The sequence below is a fragment of the Kitasatospora sp. NPDC034023 genome (genome assembly GCF_055575795.1).
The window spans coordinates 94,824-105,756 of sequence record NZ_JBVIRY010000013.1; the positions used below are offsets into that span (position 1 = coordinate 94,824).

General features: G+C 72.0%; 12 protein-coding genes. 6 read left to right on the forward strand and 6 right to left on the reverse strand.

Annotation, left to right across the window (positions count from 1 at the left end):
* Positions 1 to 18 precede the first annotated feature (18 nt).
* The 4 genes from ACZ52R_RS19020 to ACZ52R_RS19035 are packed head-to-tail and all read left to right on the forward strand — an operon-like array spanning position 19 to position 3,759.
* Positions 19 to 1,311 (forward strand): aspartate aminotransferase family protein, encoded by a 1,293-nt coding sequence (locus tag ACZ52R_RS19020; protein ID WP_465753803.1) that lies wholly within the window; start codon positions 19 to 21, stop codon positions 1,309 to 1,311.
* Positions 1,312 to 1,324: 13 nt separating this feature from the next.
* Entirely contained in the window at positions 1,325 to 2,188 is an 864-nt protein-coding gene (locus ACZ52R_RS19025) for a TauD/TfdA family dioxygenase (protein ID WP_465663925.1), read from the forward strand.
* On the forward strand, positions 2,176 to 3,006 hold the full coding sequence (locus tag ACZ52R_RS19030; RefSeq protein ID WP_465753772.1) for an SDR family oxidoreductase: 831 nt from the start codon (positions 2,176 to 2,178) through the stop codon (positions 3,004 to 3,006). The genes ACZ52R_RS19025 and ACZ52R_RS19030 overlap by 13 nt, the downstream gene beginning before the upstream one ends.
* A gap of 3 nt (positions 3,007 to 3,009) precedes the next feature.
* Positions 3,010 to 3,759 carry a methyltransferase domain-containing protein gene (locus tag ACZ52R_RS19035; protein ID WP_465623543.1) on the forward strand — a complete coding sequence of 250 codons (750 nt, stop codon included), beginning with the start codon at positions 3,010 to 3,012 and terminating at the stop codon, positions 3,757 to 3,759.
* An 80-nt stretch (positions 3,760 to 3,839) separates the two neighbouring features.
* Here ACZ52R_RS19035 and ACZ52R_RS19040 read toward each other — a convergent pair whose 3' ends face one another.
* A complete protein-coding gene (locus ACZ52R_RS19040) occupies positions 3,840 to 4,538 on the reverse strand; it encodes a Tat pathway signal sequence domain protein (protein ID WP_465623542.1) in 699 nt (232 codons plus the stop codon).
* 254 nt (positions 4,539 to 4,792) lie between these two features.
* On the opposite strand from ACZ52R_RS19040, the gene ACZ52R_RS19045 reads away from it, so the two are divergent.
* The gene (locus ACZ52R_RS19045; RefSeq protein ID WP_465753773.1) at positions 4,793 to 5,155 is read left to right on the forward strand and encodes an MmcQ/YjbR family DNA-binding protein; all 363 of its coding nucleotides are present in this window, start codon (positions 4,793 to 4,795) and stop codon (positions 5,153 to 5,155) included.
* 30 nt (positions 5,156 to 5,185) lie between these two features.
* On the opposite strand, the gene ACZ52R_RS19050 is transcribed toward ACZ52R_RS19045, so the two are convergent.
* From ACZ52R_RS19050 to ACZ52R_RS19065, 4 genes are all read right to left on the reverse strand, one after another.
* Positions 5,186 to 5,827, reverse strand: a complete 642-nt coding sequence (locus ACZ52R_RS19050) for an O-methyltransferase (RefSeq protein ID WP_465753774.1) — start codon at positions 5,825 to 5,827, stop codon at positions 5,186 to 5,188.
* Between the two features lie 40 nt (positions 5,828 to 5,867).
* On the reverse strand, positions 5,868 to 7,067 hold the full coding sequence (locus ACZ52R_RS19055) for an FAD-dependent monooxygenase (RefSeq protein ID WP_465753775.1): 1,200 nt from the start codon (positions 7,065 to 7,067) through the stop codon (positions 5,868 to 5,870).
* Positions 7,068 to 7,128: 61 nt separating this feature from the next.
* Positions 7,129 to 7,806, reverse strand: coding sequence for an ArsR/SmtB family transcription factor (locus ACZ52R_RS19060; protein WP_465623536.1), 678 nt, complete (start codon positions 7,804 to 7,806; stop codon positions 7,129 to 7,131).
* 7 nt (positions 7,807 to 7,813) lie between these two features.
* Positions 7,814 to 9,067, reverse strand: coding sequence for an MFS transporter (locus tag ACZ52R_RS19065; RefSeq protein ID WP_465623535.1), 1,254 nt, complete (start codon positions 9,065 to 9,067; stop codon positions 7,814 to 7,816).
* A 246-nt stretch (positions 9,068 to 9,313) separates the two neighbouring features.
* Here ACZ52R_RS19065 and ACZ52R_RS19070 point away from each other — a divergent pair, with 246 nt between their 5' ends.
* On the forward strand, positions 9,314 to 9,988 hold the full coding sequence (locus ACZ52R_RS19070) for a response regulator transcription factor (protein ID WP_360502084.1): 675 nt from the start codon (positions 9,314 to 9,316) through the stop codon (positions 9,986 to 9,988).
* Positions 9,989 to 10,045: 57 nt separating this feature from the next.
* On the opposite strand, the gene ACZ52R_RS19075 is transcribed toward ACZ52R_RS19070, so the two are convergent.
* Positions 10,046 to 10,780 carry a class I SAM-dependent methyltransferase gene (locus tag ACZ52R_RS19075; RefSeq protein ID WP_360502081.1) on the reverse strand — a complete coding sequence of 245 codons (735 nt, stop codon included), beginning with the start codon at positions 10,778 to 10,780 and terminating at the stop codon, positions 10,046 to 10,048.
* Between the last annotated feature and the right edge of the window lie 153 nt (positions 10,781 to 10,933).

Genomic DNA, 10,933 nt, shown 5'->3' on the forward strand with positions numbered 1-10,933 from the left:
AGCGTGACAGCAGGTTCGGTGTCCCGGCTCTCCCCGGCGCTCAAGCAGGCCACCCCGGTCGTCGCCGTGCGCGGCGAGGGTCTCCACCTCTACGACGCCGAGGGCCGCCGCTACCTCGACTTCACCTCCGGTGTGGGGGTGACCAGTACCGGCCACTGCCACCCGCGGGTGGTCGAGGCCGTCCGCGAGCAGGCCGGCCGGCTGATCCACGGCCAGTACACCACCGTGCTGCACGACCAGCTGCTCACCCTCACCGAGCGGCTCGGCGAGGTGCTGCCGCCCGGCCTGGACTCGCTGTTCTACGCCACGGCCGGCACCGAGGCGGTGGAGGCGGCGCTGCGGCTCGCCCGGCACGCCACCGGGCGGCAGAACGTGATCGTCTTCGAGGGCTCCTTCCACGGCCGCACGATGGGCGCGGCCTCCCTCACCACGGCCGGCACCCGGTTCCGGGCCGGCATCGGCCCGCTGATGTCCGGGGTCGCGGTGGCGCCCTTCCCGGCCGCGTTCCGGCTCGGGATGTCGGAGGCCGAGGCGGTGCAACACGCGCTGCGCGGACTCGACGAGGTGCTCGCCACCGTCTCCGCGCCCGCCGAGACGGCGGCGATGTTCGTCGAGCCGGTGCTCGGCGAGGGTGGCTACGTTCCCGCCCCGCCCGGCTTCCTGGCCGGGCTGCGCGAACGTGCCGACCGGCACGGCATCCTGCTGGTCGTGGACGAGGTGCAGACCGGCTTCGGCCGCACCGGCCGGTTCTGGGCCCACCAGCACGAGGACACCCACCAGCACGAGGACGCCCACCCGCACGAGGGCGGGGTGTGCCCGGACGTCCTGATCACCGCCAAGGGCCTGGCCAGCGGCTTCCCGCTGTCCGCGATCGCCGCGCCCGCCGAGCTGATGGGCCGCGCCTGGCCCGGCTCGCAGGGCGGCACGTACGGCGGGAACCCGGTGGCCTGCGCGGCCGCCCTGGCCACCCTGGACGTGCTGCGCGAGGAGCGGCTGGTCGAGAACGCCGCCGAGCAGGGCGCGCGACTGCTGGCCGGGCTGCGGGCGGTCGCCGCCGAGGCGCCCGGGATCGCCGACGTCCGCGGGCTCGGGCTGATGGCCGCCAGTGAGTTCTGCCGCCGCGACGGCTCCCCGGACCCGGAGGCCGCCCGGCGTGCCCAGCAGGCGGCCGGTGAGCACGGCCTGCTGCTGTTGCTCTGCGGGATCCACCTCAACGTGGTCCGGATGATCCCCGCGCTGGTGGTCACGGCCGGGCAGATCGACGAGGCGCTGGAACTCTGGACGAAGGCCGTCGCGGCCGGAAGCCGGTAGGAAGGAGATGCGAATGGACGCGATGACGGAAATCGGCTGGAGCAGCCTGGAGTTGGAGGCCCGGCGGGAGCTCTGGTCGCTCCCGCTGGAGGAGGAGGAACGGCGGCTGCTGTGGGCCGACGCGCGGGCCGAACGGTGGGGCGCGGCCGAGCCGGTGCGCGCCCGGCTGCGGGACTTCGTCCGGGACGCCGTCGCCTCCGTCGGCATCACCCACGTCAGCGGCCTGGTGGACCCGGCGCACCCGGAGAAGGAGATCACCGAGGCGCTCTCCTTCCTGCTGCGGGACTACGGCCGGATCGTCCCGCAGAACGGGCGCGGCGACCTCACCTCGGTGCTGCGCGACCAGGACGGCGACGGCAACACCGAGCTCGGCTTCCATTGCGACACCTGCGACCTGCTGGTTCTGCTGTGCCTTCGGCCCGCCTTCGACGGCGGCGGTTTGACCAAGCTGGCGAGCGCGCGGCACGTCCGCGACCTGATCGAGCGGGAGCGCCCGGACGCCCTGGCCACCCTCTGTGAGGACTGGACCTTCGACCGGACCGGCCGGGCGGGCCCGCAGGTGGTGGTCACCCCGATCCTCTACCACCAGAAGGAGGGGACGGTCGGCTGCTACTACCAGACCCGCACCGTCCGCTCCTCCCCGGACCGCGGCGGGCCGGAACTGACGGACCGTCAGTGGGAGGCGCTGGGCGTGCTGGACGAGGTGCTGTACCGGCCGGAGATCGCCTTCGGGCTGCCGATGGCCGCCGGTGACCTGCTGATCATCCGCAACAGCCGGGTGCTGCACGGGCGTTCGCCGTTCATCGACGAACCCGGCGGGTACGCCCGGCGGATGCTGCGGATCTGGGTGAACGAGGGGGAGGAATGGGCGCGTTGACCGCACCGAACGACGCCGCGGACGCACCGCAGGACGCCGTGGCCGCACCGAACGACGCCGCGACCGCACCGCACGGACGGGTGGCGATCGTCACCGGCGGGGGCAGCGGCCTCGGCCGGGCCTCGGCACTGGCCCTGCTGGAGGCCGGCTGGACCGTCGCCGTCGCCGGACGGCGCAAGGACGCGCTGGAGGAGACCGCCGCGCTCGCCGGCCCGGCCGCCGCCCGGGTGCTGCCCGTCCCGACCGACATCCGCAGCCCGGAGGAGGTCGCCCGGCTCTTCGACACCGTCCACGACCGTTACGGCCGGCTGGACCTGCTGTTCAACAACGCGGGCGCCGCCGCCCCGCGCCGGCCGATCACCGAGACCCCGTTCGAGGACTGGAACCGGGTGCTCGACACCATCGTCACCGGCAGCTTCCTCTGCGCCCGCGAGGCCTTCCGGGTGATGAGCGCCCAGACCCCGCAGGGCGGGCGGATCATCAACAACGGCGCGCCCTCGGCGTACGTGCCGCGCCCCCACTCCATCGCGTACACGGCCGCCAAGCACGCCGTCCTCGGCCTCACCAAGGTGCTCGCCCTGGACGGCCGCCCGTACGGCATCTCCTGCGGGCAGATCGACGTCGGCAACGTCACCCCCGTCGACGGCGGACCGCAGCCGGCCGCGATGCAGGCCGACGGGACGATGGCGGTGGAGGCGACCATCCCGGTGGAGCGCTTCACGGAGGCGCTGGTGCTGATGGCCGCGCAGCCGCCGGACACCGTCATCCAGTCCCTGGTGATCCTGCCGACCACCATGCCGTTCGTCGGGAGGGGGTGAACCGTGCTGGTCAGCGCACGCTCCTTCGAGGAGTACCGGGCGATGTTCGCGCTCACCGAACGCGACCTGGAGCAACGGATCCTGGACTGTCCGGGCGGGGCGGCGAGCTTCGTCGCCGAGGCCGGGCGGCGGGGCATCGACGCCGTCGCCGTGGACCGCCAGTACGCCCACCACCGCGAGGAGTTGGGCCTGCTGGTGGAGCGGGAGACCGCCTTCAAGCGCGACCTGCTGGAGAAGGAGACGGCGGGCTACGCCCGGACCTGGTACGCCGACGCGGACGACATGGTCCGACAGTGGACCGCGAACGCCCGGGACTTCCGGGCCGACATCGCGGCCCGCCCGGATCGCTACGTGGCCGGCTCGCTGCCCGAACTCCCCTTCGCCGACGACTCCTTCGACCTGGTGCTCAGCTCGCACCTGATCTTCTCGTACGGCAACCGGCTCGACGAGGACTTCCACCGGGCGGCGCTGCTGGAACTCGCGCGGGTGGCCCGCCGGGAGGTCCGGCTGTTCCCACTGATGGTGTACGACACGGGAGTTCGCTACCCGGGGCTGGAACCGTTGCGCCGGGAGCTGGCGGGGCTCGGGGTCCCGAGCCGGGTCGAGCGGGTGGCGTACGAGTTCCAGCCGGGGGACAACGAGATGCTGGTGCTCGCCTGCGCGGACCACCGGCCCCCGGTGCGGGCCGAGCGGTGGGCCGCCGCCGGGGACCGGGTCCGGTGGCGGCACCAGGAGGCGCTGCCGGGGGCTTGATCAAGCGCGGCCCTGGCCGAGAGGGGCCCTGGCCGGGAGGGCCCTGGTCAAGCGGAGCTCTGGCCGAGCGGGGTGGTCGGTCAGTTGACGTCGACCGCCGGCCCGCCCGGCTGGGAGGTGTCGGCGACCGGGCCGTACGCCGCGGAGAAGTACCCGTCGGCGGGGCAGAGCCCGGAGCCGCCGCTCTTGGCGAAGTGCTCGTTGCGGAAGGCCAGGCTGTGCGCGGTGTTGTCGGCGTTGCCGGCGAACGTGCCGCTGAGCTGGTAGGTGCAGGTGATGGTGCCGAACCAGCTGTTGAGCACCGCGGTGGCCTGGATCGCCCCGGCCGACCCGCCACCGAGAGTGACCGGGAGCCCCGGGCCGTCGGAGACGGTCAGGCCGTACGGGAGGTTGCCGACGGTCAGGCTGCGCACCGAGGTGACGCCGGTGACGTTGCTGGTGCACGAGCCGAAGGTGAGCCCGGTCAGTGACTCGGTGGCCGAGCCCGGGGCCGCCGGGTTGGTCAGCACCTTCGCGGCGAGCTGCGAGACGGCGCAGGTCACACCGGTGGTGCTGGTCGCGGTCGAGTAGAAGGTGGCGGCGCCCCCGGCGAGCGGCGCGGCGAGCGTGTCGCCCGGTACGACGGCGGTGCCGCCCGCGCCGCCGACGGTGAGGACGGGGACGGCGGCGACGGGCTCGGGCGCCGCGGACGCGGGCACCGCGACCACGGCGAGCGCGGCGGTGGCGGCGAGGGCCGCGACGGCGGCGGCGGGGACGGCAAGGTGACGGCTGAAGCGCATGGGAAAGCCTCTTCCTCGGTGAGGGGCGAGAAGACGACCTTTCGCGGCTCCCGGGCCGTGGGGGACCGGGGAGCTCACTACGTTCTAGGACCGTGACCGAGTGCCGTCAAGGCGATGGACGGAACTTGCTGACTATTCGTCAACAACGGGCGGAGGTTTGGACTCTGTCGTCGCCTGCGAGAATCCCGGTAGGGCTGAGCACGACAAAGCGGGCGTCGTCTCGAGGGCCGCGGCGGAGAGGGGACGGACACGGCATGACCGAGGACGAGGTGGAGGAGCGGCTGCGCGCGCTGTGTCTGGGCCTGCCCGAGGTGGTCGAGGTGGCCAACCACCACGGTGAGCCGTCGTGGCGGATCCGGCGGCGGACGCTGGCCCAGCTCTCGGAGCACCACCCGCGCGGTCGGCGGAGCTTCTGGGTACCGGCCCCGGTCGGCGCCAAGGAGGCGATGGTCGCCGCCGAACCCGACCGGTTCTTCTCGCCGCCCTACGGTGGACGCGACTGGGTCGGGGTCTACCTCGACGTGCCGGTCGACTGGACGGAGGTGCGCGAGCTCGTCGTCGACGCGTACCGGCTCATCGCGCCCGGAAATCTGGTGGCCGGGCTGGGGGAGGCGTGACGTCCGCCACCGGTGGCCGCTCGGCGGGCCTCAGACGCGCCGGATGAGCGTGACCCCGTCCCGTACGGTGAGCATCACGACCTCGCTCCGCGGATCGGCGGCGACGGCGTCGTTGAACTGCCGGAGCGCCAGGACGTCCGGGTCGGTGGTGTCCGCGTCGATGATCTCCCCGCGCCACATCGTGTTGTCGCACGCGATCAGCCCCCGGGGGGAGAGCTTGGGCAGCGTCGCGGAGTAGTAGGCGTGGTAGCTCGGCTTGTCCGCGTCGATGAAGACCAGGTCCAGCGGCTCCTCGATCTCGGAGATCGTGTCGAGCGCGGGACCGACCCGCACGCTGATGACGTCGGCGTAGCCGGCTTCGGCGATGTGCTTGCGGGCGACCTCGGCCCGCTCCGGGTCGATCTCACAACTGATCACCCGGGCGCCCTCGGGCAGGGCGACGGCCATGGCCAGCGCCGAGTAACCGGTGAACGTGCCGATGTCGAGGACCACCTTCGGCTGCAGCGTGTGGATGACCATGCGCAGGAGCCCGCCGACGACCTGGCCGCTGATCAGGTGGCCCATGCCCAGGTCGTTCCCGTTGACGCCGGCCAACTGGGCCGGGTCCGGGGTCGAGTGGGCCTCCGCGTAGTCGTCGATGCCGGGCAGGGTGATGGGCGGCAGGGTGAACATCTCTTCCTCCTGGGTGGGTGGTGGACGTCGTTCCTACGGGTCAGGTCGGGTCGTACGCGCTCTGCCAGCCGTGCGTGTTCGCGTGCAGCCAGGACTCGAAGTCCGCCGGAGTGAGGGCGGACCAGTCCGGGGACTCCTCGACGCGCATCCTTCCGAGGTGCCGGCCGAGTCGGGTGAGGGCGTTGCCGGCGCCTCGCCGCGCGGTGTCGAAGGCGGCCAGCGCCTCCGGCCACGTCTCGTGTTCCCGGCAGGCGAGTTCGAGGGCGCAGGCGTCCTGGATCGCCTTCACCGCGCCGGCACCGGTGTGCGGGCGGGCGATCGCCCCGGCGTCGCCGGCCAGCAGCAGGGCGCCCTTGGCGTAGCGGGAGACCGTGGTGTCGTACATCGGGTTGATGGACAGTTCGTGCCGCTCGGTGCGCCGCACCACGTCGGCCCACACGGGCGGCAGTTCGCGGGTGATGAGCTCGTCCAGGTAGCCGGCGGCGGTCTCGGTGACCTGCCCCCGGGGGACCGGGGCGGCCTCGGCCGGGTAGAGGTCGTGCGGCACGCTGCCGTACAGCGCCCAGTTCTGCCGGAAGCCGCCGGAACCGGCGTCGGGAATACGGTAGAACACGGCGTGGCCGCCGCGGAAGCCGACCGCGACGAAGTCGTCGAGCAGCGGGGACTGCGGGCCGGCCGCCCCCCGGTCGGCGGGGTGGTCGCCGCGCCAGAGGCCGTACCCGCCGTACTGCACGGCGGCCTCGGGTGCGACCGCCGGCCGCACCGTGGAACGGTAGCCGTCGGCGCCGACGACGGCGGCGAACGTCCCGGCGGGGCGGCCGTCGACCAGGAGCCGGACGCCGTCGTCCCCCTGCCGGACGTCGGTGACCGTCGCGCCCTCGTGGTAGTCGCGGTCCGGCACCCGGGCGCGCAGCCCCTGCCAGACCAGCGCCCAGCTCGCCATGATCGCTGGGTACGGCTGACGGCCGACCACGCGGCCCTCGGCCGACCGCTCCGCGCGGGTGAGCCAGATCAGCTCGGGACGCCGCAGCACCCGCATGTCGGAACCGAGGTATCCCGCGTCGAGCAACTCGCCGTAGAGCGACGCCGGGAGGGTGATCCCGGCGCCGCGGTCGCGCAGACCGCCCCGGCTGCGCTCGAACACGGTGACCTTGCAGCCTGCCCGCGCCAGGGCGACGGCCGTGGCGCAGCCGGCGATGCTGCCGCCCACGACGGCGACCCGACTTCCTCGTATGCGCATGGTTGCCCTCTCCTCAGTGGGGCCGGGCCGGGCCGGCTCGGTCTCCCGGGCCGGCCCGGTCTCACGGGCCGGTGTCGGTGTTCACGGGGTGTCCGGTGCGGTGCCAGCGGGTGAAGCCGCCCACGAGGTGACGTGCGTGCCGGTTCTGCGCCCGGAGCAGCCGGACGCTTTCGGCCGAGGTCACGCAGAAGGGCCCGTGGCAGTAGGCGATGATCTCGGCGTCGGCCGGGAGTTCGTCGAGCCTGCTCAGCAGTTGGTCGTGGGGGAGGGAGACGGCGCCGGGCACGTGCCCCATCGCGTAGTCGTCGGTCGGGCGGACGTCGATGACCAGCGCCCCGCCGCCGACCCGGCTGGTCAGCTCGTCAACGGTCACCGGTTCCAGCTCGCTCAGGTCGCCGAGCTGGTCGTTGATGACGCTGCGCAGGTCGGCCAGGCGCCGCTCGGCGAACTCCTGGAACACGCCGAGGAATCGGGCCACGTCGTCGTCGGCCAGGCGGTACCGCACGCTGGTGCCGTCCTTCCGGCTGTCGACCAGGTGGGCCGAACGGAGCTGCTGCAACTGGGCCGAGGTGTTCTTGAACGGGATCCCGGAGTCCTGGGAGAGCTGCTCGACGGTGAGTTCACGCCCGTCGAGCAGATCGAGCAGGCGGAGCCGGAGCGGGTTGGCGAGCACCTTTCCGACCCGGGACAGCTCCGCGTAGATCGGGAGGCTCAGTTTCGGCGTGTTCAGTTCGGACATGACGGACCTATCGTGTGGTGCCGGGCCGGGGCACGGCCGGTTCGAGGACGTGACGGTTGCGCCCGGCGCCCAGGCCCGCCATCATCTCGCCGGCCGTGACGACCAGCATCAGGACGAGCGCTGCCGGGAGGCCTCCGGAGGCGGTGACCAGCATCCCGCCGGCCAGCGGCCCCAGGATGGCGATGAGGTAGCCGACGCCCTGGACCATACCCGAGAGGCCGACGGCCGTATCGGCGTCCTTGGCGCGCATCCCGATGAGGGTCAGCGCCAGGGCGAACCCGGAGCCCTGGGCCAGGCCGAGCAGCAGCGCGGCGATCCAGGCACCGAAGGAGATCGGCGCCAGCATGAGCGCGATCAACCCGCCCGCGTTGAGCACGCCGACGACGACGGCGACGATCCGCTGGTCGGGAAGCCGCCGGATCAGCAGCGGAACCCCGAGCGAGCCGGCCACCTGGATCAGGGAGGTGACCGCCTGCACGAGGCCGCCCTCGTCGAGCGTCATGCCCCGCTGGTGGCAGATCGTCGGCAGCCAGCCCAGGACGAAGTAGAAGGACAGGCCCATGAATCCGAAGAAGGCGGTGACCTGCCAGGCCAGTGCGTCCCGCCACAGCGCGGCGGGGATCCGGGCCCGCCCGACGCCCAGGGTGCGCTGCCGCAGGACGGGCAGCCAGATCACGCAGGCGACCACGGCGACCGGGACGGTGATCCAGGCGAGGGAGGCCAGCCAGTCCGTGCCCTGACTGCCGCTCAGCCGGGGGGCGAGCGCCGAGGCGCCGGCCGCGCCCACCGTGAGGGCGATCGTGTAGAGCGCCATCATCGGTGCGATCCGGCTGCTGAACTTCCGTTTGATCATGCCGGGAATGGCGCCGTTGATCGCCCCGATCGCGGCGACGACCAGCAGCGTGCCGAGGAAGAGTGCGCTCTCGCTCCGCACCGTGCGGACGAGGTCGCCGACGAGCAGCACGATCACGGAGGTCGCCACCAGGCGTTCCTCGCCCATCCGCCGGACCAGCGCGGGGCCGGTGAAGGCGAACAGGGCGAGACAGACCGTGGGCAGCACGGTCAGCAGGGTCTGGCTCGGTCCGGACAGGCCCAGCCCGGACTTGATGGGGGTCAGGAGCGCCGACACCGCCGCGATCGGGGCCCGCAGATTGAGGGAGACCACGACCAGCGCGGCCAGTAACCACCAGGTCGGCCGACGCGACGCGGATTCCTCCGACGCCGGCGGGGCGATGGTCGACGGTTGAGTTCGGGATGCCACGGCGACCCACTCCCAAGTTCCAAAGGACTTTAGAATAAGAGAATGATACCCCTCGGGTGATGTTCGAGCGCGTGGTTTCGTAGTTCCGCACTGGTGCGCTCCTGAATGCTCCCCGGACTGCTGATTGCTCCCCGGGCTGCGCCGCCTGTTTCCTGTTCGATTGCCTTGCACCTATGGGCAGTGCTGTGCGCCCTGATTTGGTACCGTGATCATTGGTATGCGAGCTGCTACCAGGGGAGGAGCGGCATGTCCGACCAAGTGGCCCTGAAGTCTGCCTGCGCAGAATCCGTCGCCGTGTTGATCGCCGCCGACCGTTTGGTATACAGATCGAGTCTGCGAAGTCTGCTCGACGGTGTCGAGGCACTGGAAGTGGTCGGGGACGTCGACACCGGGCCCGATGCCGTGAAGGCGATCCACCGCTTATGCCCTGACGTGGTGTTACTGCACGCGGCCCCGTCGAGCGCCGCCACCGTCGACCTGATCACCTCCATTACGGAACGCTTTCCCGACACGGCCGTGCTGGTCGTGAGCATCGCCCACGACCGAGAGGTCTTTCTCGCCGCCATGCGTGCCGGTGTCCGCGGCTACCTCTCCCGGGGCGCACCCTCCCAGGACCTCGTGCTGGCCATCAGGATCGTCCGGTCCGGAGGCCTGGTCTTCGACTCCAGTACGTCGGGGTGGGTGACCGACCACCTGGCCCAGCCGGCGGGGGTGGCCAAGCCCTTCCCGGAGCTGACGGACCGGGAGCTGGAAGTGCTGGAACTCGTCGCGGACGGTCTGGGCACGGCGGTGATCGCCCATCAACTCGGCCTCTCCGTCAAGACGGTGCGCAACTACCTGTCCCGGATATTCGCCAAGTTGCACCTGGTCGACCGCACCGAAGCCGCGGTCCGGGCCAGACAGGCCGGTCTCGGCCACTGACCCGGACGGCGAGTGGTGGGGTGCCCGCCGGTCACGCCCACCACCGCGCCCGGCCCGTCAGGACCTCGCGCGCGGCGCCTTCCGTGCCACGATCACCCGGTTGTAGAGCTCCTCGGGCGGGGTGGCGATGATCTCGGCCCGGTCGAAGCCCGCGTCGAGCAGGCGGTCGCGCCAGAACTCCGGCGTGGTGAGGATCTCCCCGTCCTCCCGTAGGAACCGGGGCAGCAGGTCGAGTTGGAGCAGCATGCGTTCGAAGCCGGCCTCCCGCAGGTAGTACTTGGCCTTGTCGGTCAGCAGCTCCAGGACGTCGGTGGCCCGCGCCTTGCTGCCGGCCGGCCCCATCACCCGGCAGAACTGGTCGGCGTTGATGAACACCCCGCCCGGGCGCAGCACGCGCAGCACTTCCGCCGCGGCCTTCGGGTAGGTGTCGAGTTCGAGGTGATGCAGCGCGAAGCTGCTGATGGCCACGTCGAAGCTCTCGTCGGGGATGTCCGACAGGTCCTCGGCCACCCCGGCCTGGAACGAGGTCAGCGGATCGGCGGCGAACTTGGCCGTCGCCTCCTTGACCATGGTCGGGGCGGGGTCGACCCCGAGGATCCTGGCCTGGGGCAGTGCCGTGCGGCACAGCGAGGTGAGCCGGCCGGTGCCCGAGCCGATGTCGAGGATGTCGGCGGTGTCCGCCGGCAGGCGGTCCACGGCCGCGGACAGCAGGGCCACGTTGGAGGCGTCGGTGTTCAGTACCTTGTCATAGTCGATCTTGACGTTGTTCCAGTGAGTCGTGCCCGATTCCATGACGGTCCACCCTTCGTTCGTCCGGTGCTTGTCCGTATCGATCCGTGCTGTTCCGTGCTGTTCCGTGCTGTTCCGTGCTGTTCCGTGCTGTTCCGTGCTGTTCCGTACTGATCCATTCCGATCCGTACGGATCCGGTCCGGTCCGGTCGCTGT

Bases quoted from the DNA above. Each gene is read 5' to 3' on its own strand.
- ACZ52R_RS19030 (WP_465753772.1), top strand. From the start codon at position 2,176: ATGGGCGCGTTGACCGCACCGAACGACGCCGCGGACGCACCGCAGGAC.
- ACZ52R_RS19025 (WP_465663925.1), top strand. From the start codon at position 1,325: ATGGACGCGATGACGGAAATCGGCTGGAGCAGCCTGGAGTTGGAGGCC.
- ACZ52R_RS19070 (WP_360502084.1), top strand. From the start codon at position 9,314: ATGTCCGACCAAGTGGCCCTGAAGTCTGCCTGCGCAGAATCCGTCGCC.
- ACZ52R_RS19060 (WP_465623536.1), bottom strand. From the start codon at position 7,806: ATGTCCGAACTGAACACGCCGAAACTGAGCCTCCCGATCTACGCGGAG.
- ACZ52R_RS19050 (WP_465753774.1), bottom strand. From the start codon at position 5,827: ATGTTCACCCTGCCGCCCATCACCCTGCCCGGCATCGACGACTACGCG.
- ACZ52R_RS19040 (WP_465623542.1), bottom strand. From the start codon at position 4,538: ATGCGCTTCAGCCGTCACCTTGCCGTCCCCGCCGCCGCCGTCGCGGCC.
- ACZ52R_RS19055 (WP_465753775.1), bottom strand. From the start codon at position 7,067: ATGCGCATACGAGGAAGTCGGGTCGCCGTCGTGGGCGGCAGCATCGCC.
- ACZ52R_RS19075 (WP_360502081.1), bottom strand. From the start codon at position 10,780: ATGGAATCGGGCACGACTCACTGGAACAACGTCAAGATCGACTATGAC.
- ACZ52R_RS19045 (WP_465753773.1), top strand. From the start codon at position 4,793: ATGACCGAGGACGAGGTGGAGGAGCGGCTGCGCGCGCTGTGTCTGGGC.